Source organism: Variovorax paradoxus (genome assembly GCF_024734665.1).
Classification (GTDB): domain Bacteria; phylum Pseudomonadota; class Gammaproteobacteria; order Burkholderiales; family Burkholderiaceae_C; genus Variovorax.
In genome coordinates this window covers 2253809-2274466 of the sequence record NZ_CP102931.1, presented here as the reverse complement: position 1 = coordinate 2274466, position 20658 = coordinate 2253809, and the positions used below count along the sequence as shown (strand labels likewise).

Annotated in this window: 14 protein-coding genes; 1 reads left to right on the top strand and 13 read right to left on the bottom strand. The window is 63.6% G+C overall.

Annotation, left to right across the window (positions count from 1 at the left end):
* Positions 1 to 83: 83 nt before the first annotated feature.
* Positions 84 to 548 carry a DUF2846 domain-containing protein gene (locus tag NWF24_RS10645; protein WP_258354134.1) on the top strand — a complete coding sequence of 155 codons (465 nt, stop codon included), beginning with the start codon at positions 84 to 86 and terminating at the stop codon, positions 546 to 548.
* Between the two features lie 124 nt (positions 549 to 672).
* Here the strand turns inward: NWF24_RS10645 and NWF24_RS10640 are convergent, their stop codons facing one another.
* The 13 genes from NWF24_RS10640 to NWF24_RS10580 all read right to left on the bottom strand — a co-directional run bounded on the left by NWF24_RS10640 (position 673) and on the right by NWF24_RS10580 (position 20444).
* Positions 673 to 1896, bottom strand: coding sequence for an ROK family transcriptional regulator (locus NWF24_RS10640; protein ID WP_258354133.1), 1224 nt, complete (start codon positions 1894 to 1896; stop codon positions 673 to 675).
* Complete coding sequence (locus NWF24_RS10635; RefSeq protein ID WP_093050559.1) at positions 1889 to 2686, bottom strand: ATP-binding cassette domain-containing protein; 798 nt, start codon at positions 2684 to 2686, stop codon at positions 1889 to 1891. Before NWF24_RS10635 ends, NWF24_RS10640 begins: the two co-directional genes overlap by 8 nt.
* Positions 2686 to 3645: an ABC transporter permease gene (locus tag NWF24_RS10630; RefSeq protein WP_258354132.1), complete on the bottom strand. Its 960-nt coding sequence runs from the start codon at positions 3643 to 3645 to the stop codon at positions 2686 to 2688. The genes NWF24_RS10635 and NWF24_RS10630 overlap by 1 nt, the downstream gene beginning before the upstream one ends.
* Before the next feature lie 29 nt (positions 3646 to 3674).
* A complete protein-coding gene (locus tag NWF24_RS10625; protein WP_258354131.1) occupies positions 3675 to 4694 on the bottom strand; it encodes a sugar ABC transporter substrate-binding protein in 1020 nt (339 codons plus the stop codon).
* A 396-nt stretch (positions 4695 to 5090) separates the two neighbouring features.
* Complete coding sequence (locus tag NWF24_RS10620) at positions 5091 to 5567, bottom strand: hypothetical protein (RefSeq protein ID WP_258354130.1); 477 nt, start codon at positions 5565 to 5567, stop codon at positions 5091 to 5093.
* A gap of 96 nt (positions 5568 to 5663) precedes the next feature.
* Positions 5664 to 6119, bottom strand: a complete 456-nt coding sequence (locus NWF24_RS10615) for an SUKH-3 domain-containing protein (protein WP_258354129.1) — start codon at positions 6117 to 6119, stop codon at positions 5664 to 5666.
* Positions 6120 to 6122: 3 nt separating this feature from the next.
* The gene (locus tag NWF24_RS10610) at positions 6123 to 10841 is read right to left on the bottom strand and encodes an RHS repeat-associated core domain-containing protein (protein ID WP_258354128.1); all 4719 of its coding nucleotides are present in this window, start codon (positions 10839 to 10841) and stop codon (positions 6123 to 6125) included.
* Between the two features lie 50 nt (positions 10842 to 10891).
* The gene (locus tag NWF24_RS10605; RefSeq protein WP_258354127.1) at positions 10892 to 11287 is read right to left on the bottom strand and encodes a hypothetical protein; all 396 of its coding nucleotides are present in this window, start codon (positions 11285 to 11287) and stop codon (positions 10892 to 10894) included.
* Positions 11288 to 11328: 41 nt separating this feature from the next.
* Positions 11329 to 11823, bottom strand: a complete 495-nt coding sequence (locus NWF24_RS10600; protein ID WP_258354126.1) for a pentapeptide repeat-containing protein — start codon at positions 11821 to 11823, stop codon at positions 11329 to 11331.
* Positions 11824 to 11850: 27 nt separating this feature from the next.
* Positions 11851 to 12105: a hypothetical protein gene (locus NWF24_RS10595; protein WP_258354125.1), complete on the bottom strand. Its 255-nt coding sequence runs from the start codon at positions 12103 to 12105 to the stop codon at positions 11851 to 11853.
* Positions 12106 to 12192: 87 nt separating this feature from the next.
* Positions 12193 to 12525: a hypothetical protein gene (locus NWF24_RS10590; protein ID WP_258354124.1), complete on the bottom strand. Its 333-nt coding sequence runs from the start codon at positions 12523 to 12525 to the stop codon at positions 12193 to 12195.
* A gap of 28 nt (positions 12526 to 12553) precedes the next feature.
* Positions 12554 to 17386: an RHS repeat-associated core domain-containing protein gene (locus NWF24_RS10585; RefSeq protein WP_258354123.1), complete on the bottom strand. Its 4833-nt coding sequence runs from the start codon at positions 17384 to 17386 to the stop codon at positions 12554 to 12556.
* A 61-nt stretch (positions 17387 to 17447) separates the two neighbouring features.
* Positions 17448 to 20444, bottom strand: a complete 2997-nt coding sequence (locus tag NWF24_RS10580) for a type VI secretion system Vgr family protein (protein WP_258354122.1) — start codon at positions 20442 to 20444, stop codon at positions 17448 to 17450.
* Between the last annotated feature and the right edge of the window lie 214 nt (positions 20445 to 20658).

The following is a 20658-nucleotide window of genomic DNA, read 5'->3' as shown; positions in this document are numbered from 1 at the left end:
ATGCCCCCGCTCGCGACACCACTGCCGCGAGCGGCCGGGTCGAGGGAGTACTCGGTCTTCTATAGACAATCGAGATCACAAAAATGAAGATCAATCACAAGAGCAGCATCGTTGTCCTGTCGGCGCTGCTGATGACAGGATGCGCCTCCGTCAATATGGCCAGCAAGGAGGAGAGCGACAAGGCCAAGCAGTTCAGCGCCCCGGCCACCGGGAAATCCGGCCTTTATGTCTATCGCAACAGCTTCGTCGGGAAGGCTTTGAAGAAGGACATCTGGGTCAACGGCAAATGCCTGGGCGAGAGTGCATCCGACGTGTTCTTCTACACGCAGGTCGACGGCGGCAAGAAGAACAAGATCGAAACGGAATCGGAGTTCTCGCCCAATTCCCTGGAGGTATTCATGGATGCCGGCAAGAACTACTTCGTCCGGCAGTTCATCAAGATGGGAGCTTTCGTGGGCGGCGCCGACCTGGAGCAGATTCCGGAAGAGCAAGGCAAGGCCGATGTAGCCAAACTCGGCCTGGCGCAGCCGGGCAAGTGCAGCAAGTAAGCAGTGCCCCTTGGGGGGCGATCGCAAGCGGCCGATCGCCCTTCCAGGCAATTTCGACACCGGCCTTCAAGGAACGGTCGGCCACCAAGGCGTGCATGAGGTGCGTTGCGACGTCGGTGGCCTCTCAACCTGCCTTCAGGAACACGTCGTGGTCCGGCGCGAAGTTGGCGTGCAGCGGCAGCATCGCGCCACCCAGCGCACAGGCCTGCGCCCCCGCCTTGCCGCCATGCAGCCGCGGCTGCCACAGGCCTTCCCAGTTGCACCGGTCCAGCGCGGCGCGGGTCTGGTCCAGCAGCGCCTGCAGCAGCGGGCGCGACATCGAGCCGTCCACCACCACGTCGGGCAGGTCGAGCATGGCGGTGCCGCTCACGATGGCGTGCGCCAGCGCCTGCGATGCGCTTTCCAGCCAGGCCTGCGTCGTCGCGGCATAGGGCGGCTGCAAGGCGCGGTCGTCATACGCGGCCATGGCGTCGAGGCCCTCGCCTATCAGGCGCTGCTCCAGCTCCCAGAGCGACGCTTGCGCAACCAGCTGGGGCGGCAGTGCGCCGCGACTGCCCGGTGGCTGCATCGGCAGTGAAGCGAGCGCGCCCGCATTGCCGTGCGCACCGGTGTGCAGATGCGAGTTGATGACCAGCCCGCCCCCCACGAAGGTGTCTACGAAGATGTACAGGAAGCTCTTCAGGTCGTGCCCCCGCCCGCCCACCAGCTCGGCCACGCAGGCGGCCACCGTGTCGCGCGCGAAGCTCACCGGCACGTCGGTGCGCGCACGCACCTCAGCGGCCAGGTCCATCTGGTTCCACAGGTCTGACTGCGCCTTCGACAGGCCCAGCGTGCGGTGCCAGCCCCCGAGCTGGAATGGCGCTGCCAGCCCCGCCCCAACGTTGCGCACCGCCAGCGACCCCAGCCCGTCGCGCAGCCGGTGCATGTGCTGCGTGATGACGGGCAGCAGCTCGTCCACGTCGGGAAAGTCGTAGCTGATGGCATGGCGCTCGCGCACCTGCGTGGTGAAGTCGATCAGCAGCCATTCGGCACCGCGCCGGCCGACCTTGATCCCGATGGCAAAGGCGCCGTCGGGGTTCAGCGCCAGCGGCACCGAAGGCTGCCCGATGCGCCCGCGCACGCGGCTTTGCTTGACGATAAGCCCGTCTTCTTCCAGCCGCGCGGTGATGAGCCCGATGGTCTGCGCGCTGAGCCCGGTCAGCCGCGCGAGGTCGGCCTTGGGCAGGCTGGTGTGAACGCGCAATGCCTGCAGCACCGTGCGCTCGTTGAACTGGCGCATGCCGACCTGGTTAGAGCCGCGGGGCCGCAACAGGTCGGGCGTGCGTGCAGGTGTGTCCGCATCAGGCATGCGCCTCCGCGGGCAACTGGTCGGCCGTCATCGCGCCGGTCATCACGGCGACCGTGTCGCTCATGCTGATCTTCTTCGGGTCTAGCACCGCCGCGCGCTTGCCGAGCCGCGCCACGTGAATGCGGTCAGCCACCTCGAACACGTGCGGCATGTTGTGGCTGATGAGCACCACGGGCAGGCCGCGGTCGCGCACGCGGCGGATCAGCTCCAGCACCATGTTGCCCTCCTTCACGCCCAGCGCGGCGGTGGGCTCGTCCATGATGACCACGTGCCGCGCGAAGGCCGCGCTGCGCGCCACGGCAACGCACTGGCGCTGGCCGCCCGAGAGTGTTTCGACCGCCTGCGTCATCGACTGGATGCCGACCTTCAGGTCGGCCATGCGGGCCGTGCTTTCGAGCAGCATCTGCTTCTTGTCGAGCATGCGCAGCACGCTGCCCAGGAAGCCGGGGCGGCGCAACTCGCGGCCGAGGAACAGGTTCTCGTAGATGGTCATGGCCGGGGCCACGGCCAGGTCTTGATAGACCGTCTCGATGCCCGCGCGGCGCGCATCCAGCGGATTGCGAAAGTGCACCGGCTGGCCGTCGAGCAGGATCTGCCCCTCGTCGGGCACCACCGCGCCCGACAGCGCCTTGATGAGCGACGACTTGCCCGCGCCGTTGTCGCCGATCACCGCGAGGATTTCTCCTTCGCGCAGCTCGAAGTCGACACCGTCGAGCGCCGTAACCTGGCCATAGCGCTTCACCAGGCCCTTGGCCTGCATGACGATCTTGGGGTTGGTGACGGTGTTCATCAGCGGGCTCCCCGGCGCGACAGCTGGTCGGCCGCCACCGCAAGAATCACGAGCACGCCCGTCACCAGCACCTGGTAGATCGACGACACGCCCATCAGCGTGAGCCCGTTGCGGAACACGCCCACGATGAGCACGCCGATCAGCGAGCCCAGCACGATGCCGCGCCCGCCGAACAGGCTGGTGCCGCCGAGCACCACGGCCGTGATGGCGTCAAGGTTCTCGGTCTGCCCCGCGTTCGGGTCGCCCACGCCGGTGCGCGCCACCGACAGCAGCGAGGCGATGCCGTACAGCACACCCGCCGCCACGTACACGCCCAGCAGCACGCGCTGCGTCGGAATGCCGACCAGCCGCGTGGCCTCCGCGTTGTTGCCCACCGCGTAGATATGCCGGCCCGCCGCCGTCTCGCGCAGCACGAACCACGTGAGCGCATAGAGCACCACCATCAGCACCGAACCCCACGCCACCTCGGCGCTGCCGATGGTGAAAGTGGTGCCCAGGCCCGTGAGGCCGCCGGGCAGGTCGGTGATGGTCTGCGAGGACGAGTACAGCTGCGTGATCGCGAAGGCAATGTTCAGCGTGCCCAGCGTCACGATGAAGGGCGGCAGCTTGATGCGCGTGACCAGCAGCCCGTTGAGCAGGCCGAACAGCGTCGTCACGCCAATGCCGCACAGGATGGCCACCGGCACGGGCAGCCCGAGCTCAGTGGCGAACTTGCTCATGATGATGCTGCCCAGCGCCATCACCATGCCGCACGACAGGTCGATGCCCGCCGTGAGGATCACCAGCGTCTGGCCGATGGCGATCACGCCGACCACCATCACCTGCTGCAGGATCAGCGAGAGATTGCCGCCCGTGAGAAAACGGTCGGACTGGGTTGCAAAGAAGATGCACGCGCCAAGAAGGGCCAGCCACGGCCCCAAGGCGCCCCACGGAATGTGGTGCGTCGCAGATTTCGCCATCGAGATACTCCCTGGGGGCTGTCAGCTATTTACTTCTTGCCCCAGCACAGCTCGGCGCCAGTTTTGGTGTCCTTGCTGTCGACGCCCGCCACGCTCTTGCCGGCGATCAGCGTCACGCCCGTGTCGACATAGCCCGAGGCCTTCTTGCCCGTCTTGGCGAATTCGACGCCCGCGGCCACGCCCATCGCGGCCATCTTCAGCGGGTACTGCTGCGAGGTCGCGGCAATGATGCCGGCGTTGGTGTCCTTGATGCCCTGGCAGCCGCCGTCGACCGAGACGATCAGCACGCCCTTCTCCTTGCCTGCGCGCTTCAGCGCGTTGTAGGCACCGGCCGCGGCGGGCTCGTTGATCGTGTAGACCAGGTTCACGTCAGGCGCCTTCTGCAGGCAGTTTTCCATCGCCGTCTGCGCCTTGGCCTGGTCGCCGTAGCTGTCGGCCATGCAGACGATCTCGGGCGCCTTCGACAGCTCGTTCGACTTCGCCTCGTTGGCCGGCAGCCCGAAGCCCTTCATGAAGCCGTTGTGGCGCTGCGCACCCACCGGGTGACCCGGCAACAGGTCGAGCGCGATGATCTTCGCGGGCTTGCCGGCCATCGCGGCCTTGGCGTATTCGCCGATCAGCACGCCGGCCGTGTAGTTGTTGGTGGCGAACAGCGCGTCGGTCGCGTCCGGCGGATCGGCCGGGCTGTCGAGCGCGATCACCATCACGCCCTTGTCGCGCGCCTTCTTGATCGCCGGCACGATGGCTTTCGCGTCGCTAGGCGTGATCAGGATGGTCTTGGCGCCGGCCGCGATCATGTTTTCCATCGCCGTGATCTGGCCCGCGTTGTCGCCGTCGGCCTTGCCCGCGCCGGAAAGCAGCTTGGCGCCCTGCTTCTTGGCCTCTTCCTGCGCGCCTTCCTTCATCTTGACGAAGAAGGGGTTGGTTTCGGTCTTGGTGACCAGGCCGATGATGGGTTGGTCGGCGGCGAATGCGGCGGTGGATGCGGTCACTGCGGCGAGGGACATGGCCGCAATGGCCAGGATGGTGCGGGAGCTGCTGCGGGGCATGGTTTGTCTCCTTGGGCGGACGCTGGGTGATGCGCCCTGCGGTTTTGGATCCGGATCGCTGGCCTTGGAATGGGGCGTCCGGGCGCAAGGGGACTATCGGGCAGCGGGAGGACTAAATCAAGATGATTTAGTTATCGGAAACCCGAGGTTTGGTGGCTTCGGCGGCAGGCTTGCCGGGCGACGTCTGGCGATGATTTCCGCACTCATCGCAGTGCTAGAGCCTGTTCGATCTGTTGTCCGGGAGCTTGCCGGTCAAGAAGGACGATGTTGCCAGCCAGATCAAACGCAGGCTCGTGGCTTCTAGTAGCCCCGGCAGAGCCGCATCTGCCGTTGGCTCTGTCCATTGCATTGCGCCCCCTGCCATCTCCCAGCGCGGATCGCCAGCTGTGTCTTGCTCTAACGAGAGGCAAGCAAATATCGGCGCGCATATGTCAAGAACTCCAGGCCCATTTCAGGATCAAGCCGCTTGAGCAGGAAGAGGTAGAACGGGATAGGAGTCACGCTGTCATTCTTGTCCGGATCCCATCCGGCTTCCTCATGAAAGCAGCAAACAGCACACCGGCACAGCGCGGCCAGAGTTGGATGTTCTTTTTCGGAGCGAGAAAATAGCTTCCAAAGCTCGAGTTTGCCCGGCACCCGCAACTCATCACTGTTGTCGAGGCCCAAGCTAGCTATTGCTACCTGCAGATGCTCAGCAACAAGATCAAGTTGAGCGGATGGCGCAGTCCCACTGAATCGCCCGACCAGAATGCAGTTGTGCAGAAACTCCGCGTACATCTTCATCGTTTGGAAAAAGGGTACGCACTCTTCCATCAACTCCTCTTCGATGGCGTCGAGCTGCTTCTCTTCATCTCTGCTATACGGGTTAGTCACTCTCACTCCATAACAAACGCTGAGCCCGCCATGACAGCTCAATGAGCAACAGGTCCGCTGGGCGATCAAATGAATCCCGTAACATCAAAAAAGAACTCATGAAGAAATTTTCTCAAAACCTTTGGCAAAAATAATATTCGCCAGCGCATCTTCTACAGTATTTCCAATTTTGCAAAAATAATCATCAAACCCCCCATAAAAACCACCACCATCACCCAACAAATAAGTCAAATGGCCAGAATAACCCTGACCAACAGGAATCAACTCCTCCTTTGCAAGAATTTGATAATCCTCCACAACCCAACTTCGATCCAAGCGGCGAGACGCTGCGGATGGGTCAAAACAACTCTCGTCAAAACCTTCACCGTTATACCCTGGATGCTTTAATACAGTCCCGCCAAAATTCTCGGCAAACCTTAAAGCCCCGGGGAAAATCTTGTAACCTTCATTCTTCCAATCCAAAACATAAGAAGAAACTTTTACCTTTCGCCTCGAAATCCATCCAGCACCTTCCAAAGCAGAAACCAGCTTTTCATTGAACTGATAATCCATCAATCACCTCTTGCCCGTTAGGACTTTATAATTTTTGAAAGTTACAGAGCAGTTTCGACAGCACGGCATAGGCTCTCCAGATCGGGTGTAGACGGTAGCCACATCGAGATCAACAATAGACGAGCCATCTTTCAACGCTTTATTTGCGGCATCAATTTCCGCACAATTATTAGTATTCCAAGGCTCCAAAGACGAAGTTGGCATGCTCACCCCCAATTTACCGCTGATGTTGGTGGGCTTTGTTCCACTGGTGCCGGTGTAAACCTTTCCTGTTTTGCGATTCACCATTGCACAAGTTGCTGTGGGCAGTTTGCCACCTGCAGCTCTCAGTTTTGCAGCCTCTCGCTTCGCCTCTTCAAGAGCATCAGGACATCCCTGAGATCTTTGGAGCCCCAGCGAATCGGACCATTGGATAGGATTGGGTGCGTATTCGTGAAGATTAAAGCCCCCTGCAAGCTTGATCGGATCGCCTGATGTAAACCGCCCAGCCTGTGGATCGTAGTAGCGGTATCTGTTGTAGTGCAGCCCCGTCTCTTCATCCCAGTACTGCCCCTGGAACCGGATCGGATTCCTGAACCCCGCCCGTCTCCCCGCCTCGCTGATCGCCTCCCGCGCCTCCCCCCAAGCCTTGTACTGCGCCGACCACGCGACCTGTCCGTCATGGTCAGTCAGTTCCTGGGGCGTACCCAGGTGGTCGCACTGATAGAACGCCATCTCCTTCCTGTCGAACGCACGCGGCACATTTCTCTGCTCGCCGTTCCACAAAGGATCCTGCTCGATGTCGTAGACGCCGCCGTTGGCCTCCATCAGTGCCTTCGCATCCGTCGTCTCGCTCAGCACCATCGCACTTGCCCGGCGCACCTGCACCAGCGGCACGAACGAGTTCGCCTCGTGGACGTAGTGCACGCTCCAGCCGTGCCCACCGCCCTCTTCGATCGCTGACTTGCTCTGCGTGCTCTCGAACGCGAGCACGTCGCCATCCCAGCCGAACAGCGTCGTGGCCTCGCCCGAGCTCTTCGACAACCGGCGCCCCAATGCGTCGTAGCTGAAGGTGGTGGTGGTGCCGCTTTGATCCGTCGCTGCCGTCATCCGGTTGAAGCCATCCCAAGCGAAGACGGTTCGCCAGCCGTTGCGCAACCGCTCGGTCATGTTGCCGCGCTCGTCATAGCGGTAGCTGGTGCCGGCGTAGTTCCTCAGCAGGTTGTCCAGCAGCTTGCTGGTGGGATGCCTGAGCGGGTCGCCGGTCGGCGGAGCGTCGACGATGTTGCCCGCAGGATCGAAGGCGAAGAGCTCGCGTCCGACGCGGCTGTTGGCCTCGAGCAGGCGGCCCACCGGGTCGTAGCGGTAGCTCAGGTTGCCGCGCCGGCTGTCGCCGATGGTGACTAGTTGGCCAGCCTTGTCGTAGCTGTAGCTGCGCTGGATGCCAGCGCTCGACTCGATGGCGCCAGGCCTGGTGCGCGAGATCTGCTGCTCGAGCAGCCGCCCGGCCGGGTCGTACTTCTGCCGCTGGCTCAATCCATTGCCTTGTTCTCGCGCAACCTCGCGGTGCAGGTCATCGCGCTCGAAGCCGAGGATGTCCTGGCCGTCGAGCATCAGCCCGTGCACATGGCCGGAGCCGTACGTCAGCCACTGGGTCATGTGGCCGTCGGGCCGCACGGTGGCGATGCGCTGGTTGAGTTCGTCGTAGCGGTGCTGCCAGACTGCCGTGCGCTTGCGCTCCAGGTAGTGGTGGTGTTCGCGCGTCAGGTTGCCGGCCGGGTCGTAGAACCACTGCAGGCGTGCGTCGCTGTTGGTCGCCTCGAGCAGGCGGCCGTTGCGGTCGTAGGCAAAGCGCTCCGACTGATCGCCGGCTCGGCGTTCGCTCAAACGGCCGAGCGGATCGAACTCAAGTTCGGTGCGGTGCCCCGCTTCGATCACCCCGGCGAGGACACCGGTGGTCTCCTCATGGATGTACTGCGTGGTCTTGCGGTCGAAGCCGGTTTCCTCGAGCAGGCGGCCCACCGGGTCATAGCGGAAGTCGTAGCGACTGCCGTTCTCGTTGTGCAACTCGGTCAGGCGGCCCAGCAGGTCCCAGTAGTACTTGAGCGAGCGGCCTGCGGCGTCGGTGCGACCGGCGATCAGTCCGGCGCGCGTGTAGCTGTAGCGCGTGGCTCGTCCGAGCGCGTCTGTGTGCGTCAGCAGGCGGCCTTCGGCATCGTGCTCGAAATGCTCGCTCGTCTCGTCGGGCTGCACGACTTGTTCGAGCTGGCCGGCTGCGTAGCGATAGCTGGTGGTGTTGCCGGCAGCGTCGGTCGCTTTGGCAAGACGACCCCTTTCGTCGTACTCCCAGCGGCTGGTCTTGGCAGAGCAGTCGGTGTAGCTGAGCAGTTGCCCCGACGGGGAATAGGCGAGCGCCTTTACGCCGCCCTTCGCATCGGTGATCCGCACGGGCCTGCCGGCCTTGTCGTAGGCGTACTCGGTCTTGTGGCCGAGCGGATCGATCTCTTCCGTGAGATGGCCCTGTGCGTCGTAGTCACGCTTCCACACGCCGCCTTCGGCATCGAGGATGCCCGTGAGGCGATGCAGACTGTCGTACTCGAAATACACACGGCTGCCGTCGGCACGCGTGTGCGTCTGCAGGTTGCCGTCTTCGTCGTACGTGTAATCGTCGGTGCTGCCGTCGGTGTGCACGTGGCGCGTGATGTTCTTCGCGTCGTCGCGGAAGAACCATTCCTGCAGCTTGTCTGGGTGAATGATGCGGTAGGTGTAGCCCTGGATGTCGTAGTAGTGCCAGGTTTCGCCGCCCAGGGCGTCGGTCACGTAGGTCAGGCGGATGTTCTTGTCCCACTCCAGCGTGAGCGCGAAGCTGCCATCGTCCGACCACTCGCGCACGGCCTTGGCGTCGGCGCTGGTGCCGTCGTATTCGAGGTTCATGCCCCGGCCGGTGCGGTCGGTGTAGCGGGTCACGAGGTGGTGGCTATAGGTGTAGCTCCAGCTCGCGCCGTCCTCGTCCTGCGCGGCGACGAGGTCACCTTCTGCGTCGTGCGTGTAGGCGGCCAGTTGACGAATGACCTGGCCGTCCTTCAGCTCCCACAGCGACTTGATCAGGCCGGTCTGCGCATCCGGCTGCGTGCCCACGTGCGCCATGACAGCTTCGCCCTGCTTGCTGATGATGTCGCTCAGCACGCGTTCGCCGGTCGAGGCGATCACGTGGTCGTAGCGCAGGCCGATGGACATGCCGTCTTTCGCCTGCTGCGCGACGAGCCGGAAGTGCTGCTGCTTGCTATCGACGAGCTCGTAGATCTCCCGCCATTCACCATGCTCGCCCGCAGGCAGTGGCTTGCCGAAGTCAAGTGCCAACAGGCTCTCGTTCAGCCGCGAGATGCTGACCTCTTCGATGGCATCGAAATGCGTCTGCCCCACCTCCAGCAGCGGGTAGGCATGGCTACGCCCGTCGGCTGCGTGATACACCAAGCTCGTCTGCCCCTGGCGTGCGCCACGCACTGGCGTGGCAACGTCCACCCGCATGCTGTAAGGCGTGATCCACCGGGCTCCCAGGCTACCGCGATCGAAGGCATCGAGGTCGCTGGCATAGGTGCGCGCCCACTCGATCGGCAGCGGCGCAGCGAGCACGAAATCGGTGTGCGTGAAGCTCTCGTTGCCGGTAGCGAGGCTGATCGAGGCGCCCTTGCGCGCGGGCGCGGGGCAGTTCTTGCAGCCCGAAGTTCCCTGCGCCGGTGCCTGCTTGCTGATGTGCCCGAGCGGCGTGCCCGGATTGTCCTTCTCCGCCTTGGCACCCGCCTGCGGCGGCACGATGGCCGCGCGCTTCCCCTTCTTGCGCAGCAGTGCATCCCGCAACTTGTGCAGCAGCCACATGATGCTGGCCTGAGCCTCCTTGTTGGCCAGCGCCGACAGCTGGCTGCGAAGCAGGCGCTTGAAGTCCAGCATCTGCGTGATCACGCCATTGACCTTGCCGGCAACGCCCGCGGGCAGCTGGCTGGCGGCAGTCTTGGCGACATAGTTCGCCGACTGCTTGGAGTAGCGCACGGCAGTGCCCCACATGCGGCTCCAGGTGCTCTGCGTCTTCGGGTCGTGCACGCGCGTTTCCGTCGCACCGGGCTTCGCGACGTCGAACAGGTCCTTCTGGCCCAGCACGCGCCGCAGGATGTCCACCAGGTTGTCGATGATCTTGTCGGCAAGGTCGGCGCAGCTCCTGAGAATGCCGTCGAGCTTGTCGATGGCACCATCGATGAACTTGTCGAGTTCGCCCATGATGGTGGCGTTCAGGTGCCCCACCAGCGTCGTGACGATGGCTTCGCCCAGGTTCGAGGCAGCTGCCTTCAACTCCTGCTTCACCAGATGAAGCGTGGGCCGAAGGCTCATGCGCGCTGCCGCCATGCTCGGCGGCAACGGGATCAGCCCGATCAGGTTGATGCCCAGGCTGACCCAGGTCAGGAATGCCTCGACCCCGTCCTTGGCTTTTTTCTCGACGATGTTGATGATGTCCAGGAACACATCCACCAACGCCATGATGTTGCCGATGATCGGAATGCTGCCAAGCACCATCGTCAGGCGCTCCAGCGTCACGTAGCCGCCACTGAACGAACGCAACCAATCGTCCACCGCCTTGCTCGCAGCGGCGATGTCTTCCTTGACGATGGTGTTCAGCGGCGCTACCGCCGTCTGGGGTTCTCTCTCAGTTGGTTTCTGGCCTTGTTGTTGCGGGCCTTCGTTTCCTGCCATCTTCCCTCCCTGCCTCGAACTGGTACGTTGCCTTTGCTGCGGATGCGGCTTCAGGGCCGGATCACGCAGTCCTTCATCGTGAGAAACGCCGAGCCCATCGCAAAGCCGACCTCGCAGCTCGCAGTGAACTTCGCGCCGCTGCGCATCTCGCCCATCTTCTGGTTCTGTGCGTCGTCCGCCGGAGTCAAGCGCGCCAGTTCCTGGTTGCCGCGCACATCGGCGGCGCGGATCATCGACGTGCCGCCGAAGGAATCAGACGCTTCGACGACCACCGCCGGGAACTGCACGCGCTTGCCGTACTCCGGCATGCCGAGCGCGCGGCGGCCCTGCTTCTCGTAACTCTGGTGCAGCTTGGTCAGCGTGGTTTTCGTTTCCGCTTGCGCTAAGCACAGAGAGACGGCGCCCAGGAGGACAGTGGCGATAAAGACGGTCTTGATGTTTTTCATGAACATGGAATCGATGAAGTGATGACGTTGCCCGCCAGGGCTCAATTGATGTTGGCGTTTTGAAACTCGAGCTGTTCGAATGTGCTGCCTGTGAAGTCCACGCTGCGCCCCTGCAACCCTTGCGCATGCACCACGGTGCCGCCGCAGTTCAGCACTCCGACGTCGTTCCAGTGGCCGCCCGCGAAGCTGATGTCGTCCCACTGGCACTGCGTGAAGGTGCTGGTGCTGATGCTGCTTCCGTCGAAGTTGGCGCGTGTGAAGTTGCAGTTGATGAAAGTGCACCCGGTGATCGAAATGCCGCCGAAGTCGCACTGCGTGAAGCTGCACCCCGTGAACTGGCAGGCACTCCAGCCCGCCTGCTTGAAGCTGGTGGCCGTGAAGCTGGTGCCCGTGAAGGTCGTTGCGGCGAACTGGGCGAGCCCCAGGTCGAGCCCTGCATAAGCGAAGCTGTCGGCCTGGCCCACGAGCCCGGCGGGCGCACCGCCCGCGCCTTTGCGCCACATGTCGTGGGCGAGGATGATGATTTGAGAAGACATGTCGAATCCTTGGATGACGCCGTCGACTCAACGCGAGAGCTGCTTCCGGAGGATCCGGCCAGCGCGCTTCTCGATCAGCAGGCTGGGTTCGGGCAGGCCCGGCAAGGCGCCCCGATGGCCTTGCGGCTTGCCCTTCGCCACCCACGACGCGCTGTAGTCGTCGGATTCTTCGGCCAGGACGAGCTTGTAGTTTTCGAGCTGCAGGCCTGAAGACCTTGCATCTTCACAGGCTGCCGCAATCGCCTGCGCCGCCAGACCATCAACTTCGATGGTTTCGTTCATTCTCATTCTTCCTCCCTCTGCACAATTGAAAGCACCGAGTCCAGGCAGGCGCAACGTCTTTCGAGCCAGACCCGGTGCCGGGCGTCATTACCGGCTTCCTTGCTCCCGGAGTATTTCGCCCGTGGTTTTGGAGGCGATGTACGTAATCGACCGCCCCAGCTTGCTGGCGTTGCCAAGCCCCTTCTGCCCCGGAGGCAGCTTGGCGGTGAACGCAATGCCGATGGTGTTGACTCCGTTCTCGTCTTCGCCGTTTTCCTTTTTCCTCTCGGCGATGTGAACGTTGAAGTTGTTCAGGTCCTGCCCGGTCTTCTCGAACAGCTTGTACGCGTTGCCCAACGCAACGACCACAGATGTATTGAGCAGCAGCTGATCCGGCGACTCGACTTCGAAGATCGGTGCGGCAGAGGCATTGAAGTTCATGAAGATTCCCAACGCAATGATCAGGCCCTTAAAGCCTGTAGGTTTGATTCGCCTTCGGGTTGTAGCCCTTGTAACCGTCGCTTGGCGTGCCGACGTAGCCTCGATAGTCCGGATGATCATGTTGCATTCCTGCTTTGGCGGCGTCCTTGTCTTCGGGAGAGAAGTTGTTGCTTCCGTAGTAGTCCTTGGCCCGGGTTGTGCGATTCCCGTATTGATCCGAGTGATCCCCATGGGTGTGCCAGTAGCCCACTTCCTGGGCGCACTTCGGAATGCTCTTGGCCGTCGGCCCCCAGGGGTTGACGGTGTCCTTCTCGCCCCTGGTCGCCTTTGTGAAGTCGTATTTGCCATCCGGCGTCTTGTAGACCAGGCCGCCGTACTCCACGTTGTCTCGAATGGACTTGTCGTTGTAGCGCATCATCGCCGCCTTGGCCGCGCCGTCCGCTGTGGCGAAGCGACCTCCCTTGGCGGTCTTGCATTTGGCAGGCGCCGCTTGCAAACCCAACGGATCGACCCACGCCACGGGATTGGGCGCGTATGCATGGGTGTTAAGACCGCCGCCCAAGCCCAACGGATCGCTGCTGATGAATCTGCCAGCCTGCGGATCGTAGTAACGATGCCTGTTGTAATGCAGCCCGGTCTCATCGTCCAGGTACTGCCCCTGGAAACGGATCGGGTTGGCAAAGCCGGCCCGTCTTCCTGCTTCGCTGATGGCCTCTCTTGCCTCGCCCCAGGCCTTGTACTGCGCAGACCAGGCAACCTGGCCTTCATGATCCGTCAGCTCCTGGGGCGTGCCGAGGTGATCGCACTGGTAGAAAGCAATCTCCTCCTTCGCGAAGGCACCCGGCCTCGGCAGTTGCTCGCCGTTCCACAGCGGGTCCTGCTCGATGTCGTACTCCCCGCCATTGGCATCCATCAGCGTTTTCAGGTCCGTGGTCGAGCTCAGCGCGACGGCTCGCGCTTGCCTGATCTGCACCAGCGGCACGAACGAATCCGGCTCGTGGATGTAGTGGACGCTCCAGCCCCGTCCCTGCCGCTCGCTCTCGCCGGCCATGCTCTGCGTGCTCTCGAAGGCCAGCGTGTCGCCGTCCCAGCCGAACAGCGTCATGGCTTCGCGTGAGCGCTTGGCGATGCGTCGCCCCACAGGGTCATAGCTGAAGATGGTGGAGCCCTCTTCGCTTGTGGCCGCGGTCATGCGGTTGAAGCCGTTCCACTCGAAGACCGTTTTCTTCCCGTTCTTGACGCGCTCGATCAGGTTGCCGCGCTTGTCGTAGCGGTAGGTGGTGCCCGCGTATTCCTTCAGCAGGTTGTCCAACAGCTTGCTAACTGCGCGCAGGCCTTGCGGCGCATCGCCGCGTGCGGCGTCGGCGATGTTGCCGGCTGGGTCGAATGCAAAGGTCTCGCGGCCCAGGCGGCTGTTGGCTTCGAGCAGGCGGCCCACGGGGTCATACCTGTAGTTCAGGTTGCCGCGCCGGCTGTCTCCAATGGCGGTCAGCTGACCGGCCTTGTCGTAGCCATAGCTCCGGCGAAGGCTCAGTGTGCCGGCGGTGTCCGGCTTCGCATGCGATATCTGCTGCTCCAGCAGCCTGCCGGCAGGGTCGTACCGCAGGCGCTGGCTCAGGCCATTGCCCTGCGTTCGGCCGATCTCCCGATGAAGATCATCGCGTTCGAAGCCCAGGATGTCCTGTCCATCGACAAGCAGACCATGCACATGGCCCGAACCGTAGGTCAGCCATTGCGTGACATGGCCGTCGGGGCGAATGGTCGCAATGCGCTGGTTGAGTTCGTCGTAGCGGTGCTGCCAGACTGCCGTCTGCGAACTGGCCAGATGGTGCTGGTGCTCGCGCGTCAGGTTCCCAGCGGGGTCGTAGAACCACTGCAACCTTGCGTCGGGATTGGCCGCTTCGATCAACATGCCGTTGAGATCGAAGGCAAAGGTCTCGACCTGCCCCTCGCCCGCATCGCGCTCGACGAGGCGCCCCATCGGATCGAAACGAAACCCTGTCGTGTGCGCCTGCGCCTCGACGACTTGCACCAGCGCGCCGGTGGATTCCTCGTAGAGGTACTGCCTGCGTTGCCTGTCGAAGCCGGTTTCCTCCAGCAGTCTCCCCGCCGGGTCGTAGCTGAAGTTGTAGCGGCTGCCGTTTTCGTTGCGCAGTTCGGTCAGGCGCCCCAGCAGATCCCAGTGGTATTGCAGCGTCTGGCCCGCGGCGTCGGTGCGGCCGGCCACGAGCCCGGCGCGGTTGTAGCTGTAGCGGGTACGGCGGCCCAGCGCATCGGCGTGGGCGAGCAAGCGACCTTCGGCGTCATGCGCGAATTGCTCGCGGGTCTGGTCGGGCAGCGAGATTTCTTCGAGTTGCCCTGGATGATTGCCATCGTTCCTTGCAGCGGCCTCGCCTTCGGGGGTGTAGCGATATCGGGTGGCCTGCCCTGCCGCATCGATGGTTTTGGTCAGCCGCCCGCGACTGTCGTACTCCCACCGGCTGGTCTTTCCCGAGCAGTCGGTGTAGCTGGCGAGCTGGCCGGCCGGGGTGTACGTCAGTTGCTTCGAACCGCCCTTGGCATCGGTGATGCACGCCGGTCGGCCAGCCTTGTCGTAGGCGTACTCGGTCTTGTGACCCAACGGGTCGATCTCTTCGGTGAGATGGCCCTGCGCGTCGTAGTCGCGCTTCCAGATGCTGCCTTCAGCGTCGCGCAGGCCCGTCAGGCGATTCAGCCGGTCGTATTCGAAATGAACACGGCTGCCATCGGCCCGCGTGTGCATTTGCAGGTTGCCGGCGACGTCGTAGGCGTAGTCGTCTGTGCTGCCGTCTGTATGCACATGACGGGTGACGTTCTTGGCGTCATCGCGGAAGAACCATTCCTGCAGCTTGTCGGGATGGATGATGCGGTAGGTGTAGCCCAGGATGTCGTAGTAGAACCATGTCTCGCCGCCCAGGGCATCGGTCACGTAGGTCAGGCGGATGTTTTTGTCCCACTCGAACTTCAGCGCAAAGCTGCCATCGTCGGACCACTCGCGCACCGCCTTGGCATCGGCGCCGGTGCCGTTGTACTCGAGGTTCATGCCGCGGCCGGTGCGATCGGTGTAGCGGGTCACGAGGTGATGGCTGTAGCCATAGCTCCAGCTGGCGCCGTTCTCGTCATGCGCGGACACGAGATCGCGTTCTGCATCGTGCGTGTAGGCGGCAAGCTGGCGCACGACCTGGCCGTCCTTCAACTCCCACAGCGACTTGATCAGGCCCGTGCGCGCATCGGGCTGCGTGCCCACGTGCGCCATGATGGCTTCGCCTTGCCTGCTGATGATGTCGCTCAGCACCTGCTCGCCCGTGTCCGAGATCACATGGTCATAGCGCAGGCCGATGGAGGCGCCGTCCCTGGCTTGCAGCGTCACAAGCCGATAGTGCGACCGGCCTTCGACAAGCTCGTAGATCTCACGCCAGTTGCCCTGCTCACCCAAAGGCAGTGGCTTGCCGAAGTCCAGCGTCAGCAACGACTCGCTCAAACGCGAGACGGTCACCTCTTCGATGGGATCGCGATAGACCTGGCCCACGGCCAGCAAGGGGTAGGCGTGGCTGCGGCCGTCGGCTGCGTGATAGACAAGACTCGGTTGGCCCTTGCGCTCGCCCCTGGCTGGCGTCATCAGGTCCACGCGCGTGCTGTAGGGCGTGAGCCAGCGCGCGCCCAGGGTGCCGCGGTCGTAGGCTTCGAGCTGGCTGCGGTAGGTGCGCGCCCATTCGATCGGCAACGGCGCCGCGAGCACGAAGTCCGTGTGGGTAAAGCTCTCGCAGCCAGTGACCAGGCTGATCGACTTGCCGAGCGCAACAGGCGCCGGGCAATTCTTGCAACCTGCGTCCTTCTGGCCATCCGCCTGCTTGCCGATGTGCCCGAGCTGGTCGCCCGGCTTGTCCTTCTGGGCCACCGCGCCGGCGTTCGGCGAGACGATCGCGCCACGCTGCCCCTTCTTGCGCTGGATGGCGGCCAGCAGCTTGTGCAGCAGCCACATGATGCTGGCCTGCGCCTCCTTGTCGGCCAGACGCACGAGCTGGTTGCGAAAGGTCTTCTTGAAGTCCAGCAGGCTCCCGATCACGCCATTGACCTGCCCCGCCACGCTCTCGGGCAAGCGGTTGGCAGCCACCTTGGCGGCGTAGTTGGCCGACTGCTTCGTGTACTTGACGGCACTGCCCCACAACCGGTTCCACGTGCTCTGGGTCTTCGGGTCGTGCACGCTGGTTTCCGCCACGACGGGCGTACTGACCGTGAACATGTCCTTCTGGCCCAGCACCCGCTGCAGGATGTCGACCAGGTTGTCCACGATGCTGTCGCTCAGCTTGGCACAGCCTTGCAGCATGTCTGCGAGCTTGGCGATGGCACCGTCGATGAAGACCTCCAGCTCGCCGACGATGGTCGCGTTCAGGTGTCCTACCAGCGTCGTGACGATGGCTTCGCCCAGGTTCGAGGCGGCCGCCTTCAGCTCCTGCCTCACCAGATGCAGCGTGGGCCGCAGGCTCATGCGCGCGGCCGCCATGCTCGGCGGCAACGGGATCAACCCGATCAGGTTGATGCCCAGGCTGACCCAGTTCAGGAAAGCGTCGATGCCGTCCTTGGCCTTCTTCTCGACGATGTTGATGATGTCCAGGAACACATCCACCAGCGCCATGATGTTGCCGACGATAGGGATGCTCCCCAGCACCATCGTCAACCGCTCCAGCGTAACGTAGCCGCCACTGAACGAACGCAACCAATCGTCCACCGCCTTGCTCGCGGCGGCGATGTCTTCCGTGACGATGGTGTTCAGTGGCGCAACCGCCGTCTGGGGTTCGCGCTCCGTCGCCTGCGGCGGCGGCGCTGCTTCCGGTCCTGCCATTTTTTCTTGTTCTCTTCGAGCTTGTGCGTTGGGTTGGTGGAGTGCGGCGCGCCGCGGCGGGTCAGCCCATGAAGCCGGGTGTTCGACCTGTCAGTGCGGGGTTGGCGGCAGCTGTTGCAATGCCCGGCTTCATGCCACCCGAAGCCATGCCGCTCATCACGCCGGTGATCGGCGCACCCATCGGCCCCAGCTTGGCGCCGGCCGCCTGGATCGCCATGCCGGTTGCGGCCTGGCTCGCCTGGCCGAGCAGCGCCTTGGCGCCCCCTTGCTGGATGGCCTGCGCTGCACCCACAGCCTGCTGCGCGACACCGGCCGCCTGGGTTACCTGGCCCAGCGTGCTCGCGGCCTTGCTGCCCATGCCCGCTACACCAGCGAGCGCGCCCGCGGCACCGCCTGCCGAGCCGGCCATGCCCGCAAAGCCACTGGTCAAGCCTGAAAGCCCTGATACAGCGCCGCCGGCCCCCTCGGCGCCTGCGCCCGTCGCACCCTTTGCCTTCCAGTCCTTGGGCGTGCCGAAGTAGCTTCCCTCCTCCCACGGGTCGCGGGGGTCCTTGCCGAATGTGACCTTGGCAGTGCCGATGGGCAGGCCCGAGACAGTCGCGAACCCGTTGCGGTCGAAGTTGCCGGCGTGCGTGCCGCCTTCCGAATCGACCACGGTGAAGTCGCCCTGCGCCACGCCCTGGCGCTTTTCGCCAGTCGGCTTGATGTACTGGTGGTACAGGTCGAGCTGCCCCTTCGGCACCTGCGGCGGATTGGGCAGCGCAGGCTTGCCCTCGTTGGCGGGCCCGACGAGGCTGTGTACCGATGCATGCTCGCGCCAGATGCCGGAAGTGCCGTGCTCGATCCCGCCCGAACTCCAGCGGCTGTAGCTCGAGCCGCCGTTGATCACCACCTCTTCCTTCGCGTGGATGGTGATCTTGTTGGCGGTCTGCGTGATGTTGAGCTTGGCCAGCACGTTGACGCTGTCCTTCAGTGCCTTGATGTCGATGTCTGCACCTGCCGCCACGAGCCGCATGCCGGCCTTGGAGGCGAACATGCGGATCGCGCTCTGCACGCTCACCAGCAGGCTCTTGCCCGCGCTCACGCTCGTATGTCCACCGCTGGTGAGCGCGCTGTGCTCATTGCTCACGATGTGGGTCGAGCCCTGCGCAACAGTTTGCAGGCCCTTGGCGCTGGCCAGCGTCAGGTGCGATTCCTGGAACTCCGGGAAGTCGCCCTGCTCGCGATTGCCGCCCCGTCCCTTGATGGCATCGTTCTGCTCCTTGAGGTTCGCAGTGACCTCGTCTTGGTCGCCAGCCTCGTGGGCCTGCGCACCTTGTGCCACTCCGCTCAGGCCTTCATGCAGATCACGCGCCTGAGTGAGACGGCCCACCGTCTCGCTCATGTCGGTGATGTGCGCCTGCGCGTTCGCGCGCGCTTCGGTGGTGACCAGCAGCCCCTTGCCCGCACGCATCACCCCATGCCCGTCGGTGCGCAGCTCGAACCCCTGCCCCCGGGCGTCCTTGCGCCCCGCCGTGTCCTCGATGCGCCCGATGTGCCCCACGCTCAACTGGCTGGATTGGTGATCGCTGCGCAGCTGCGCCTGGATCTTGCCTTGGGTGTCGTCGAGCACGATGTGGTTGCTGCGCCCACCACCCAGCTCGCGGCTTCTGATGCCCGACAGGTGCTTCTGCTCGGGCAACTGCCATGCCGGCATGGTGTCGGCGTTGTGCACGCAGCCCGTGACGATCGGGTAGTCGGGGTCGCCGTTCAGAAAGTCGACGATCACCTCCATGCCGATGCGCGGCACGGAGGTCATGCCGAAGGTGGCCCCTGCCCACGCGGTGGACACGCGCACCCAGCAACTGGAGTGTTCGTTCTCCTGCCCGATGCGGTCCCACTGGAACTGCACCTTGATGCGTCCGTACTGGTCGGTCCAGATCTGCTCGCCCTGCGGGCCCACCACCAGCGCGGTTTGCGGCCCGCGGGTGCGCGGCTTGACCGTGGTGCGCTGCGGGCGCCAGGCGTAGCTGGTGGGCTGCGCGTCGAAGGCGAAGCGCTGCACGGAGCCGTCTGTGCCTTCTGCACCCTCGCTGGCCTGCAGGTTCTCCTGCAGGTGGTAGCTCACGCCCACTAGCAGGTACTGCTGGTTCTGGTCGGCCTTGGGGTGGCCGGTCAGGCGCAGGGTGTGGCCGGTTGCCAATTCACGCAGGTTGGCGCGGCCGGTGACGCGGCTGCGCTGGCTCAGTTGTTCTTCGTTGCGGATGCGCGCGTAGGTCTCGCCGTCGCCGTGCTGCACGAAGCCGCCGGGCCATTCGTACTGTTCGTAGGCGTCGTGGTCGTGCCCGGGCGGCATCTGGCGCAGGTGCGACAGTTCGGCCCTGGGCTTCTGGAAGTCGTAGTCGTCGTTGTAGTGATGGCCCGAGCGCACTTCTTCGGCGATCTCCCATGCGTAGATGCGTTCGCGCTGGCCCATGCCGGACTTCTCCAGCGGGTGGTAGCGCACCTCTTCCCCGCCGGGCAGCGGGCTGTGCGAGTGGGCGATGTCGTCGGCGAACACGAGCACGTGCTGCGACGCCTCGTGCCTGAAGTGGTAGTAGATGCCTTCGAGCTCGCACAGGCGCGAGATGAAGTCGAAGTCGCTCTCGTGGTACTGCACGCAGTAGTCCCACTGCCGGTAGTCGCCGCGCGTGAGCTTCTTTTCGATGGGGTAGCCGTAACTGCCGAGCACTTCCATCACGATGTCGGGCACGCTCTTGCCCTGGAAGATGCGGAAGTCGCTGCGCCGCGTGGCCAGCCACAGCCAGGGCCGCAGGCGCATCCGGTAGAAGGAGTGCCGCGCGTCTTCTTGCTCCAGCCCGAAGCGGGTGGCAATACCGCCCAGGTAGCGCACGCCGCCTTCGGTTTCCACCGATACGGTGGTGGCCTTGCCCAGCAGGGTCTTGGGGTCGATGTTGTTGCTGTTGCCCAGCAGTTCGATGTCGAAGGCGTACAGCTGGCTCAGCGCTTCACGGCCTACCAGCTGGCGGAATTGCAACGCATCGCCTGCGGGCGTCTGGATCGTTACTCGGCGCGTCATTGCAACGCCCCGTCAGTCCTGTAGCCCCAATTAATTAATAAAGACTTAGAAAATAAGAATATTGTTTTAGCAATGAGCTTCATGCCCACCTCCCGCTGCACATTCTGACAATTATTTTAAATGTTGATTTATCGTAAGAAGCGATGCGAAAAATAGATGGCCAATTAAATCAGCATAAAGTTCGCCCCCCTGCCACTGCCAGTGCAGGAAGTCA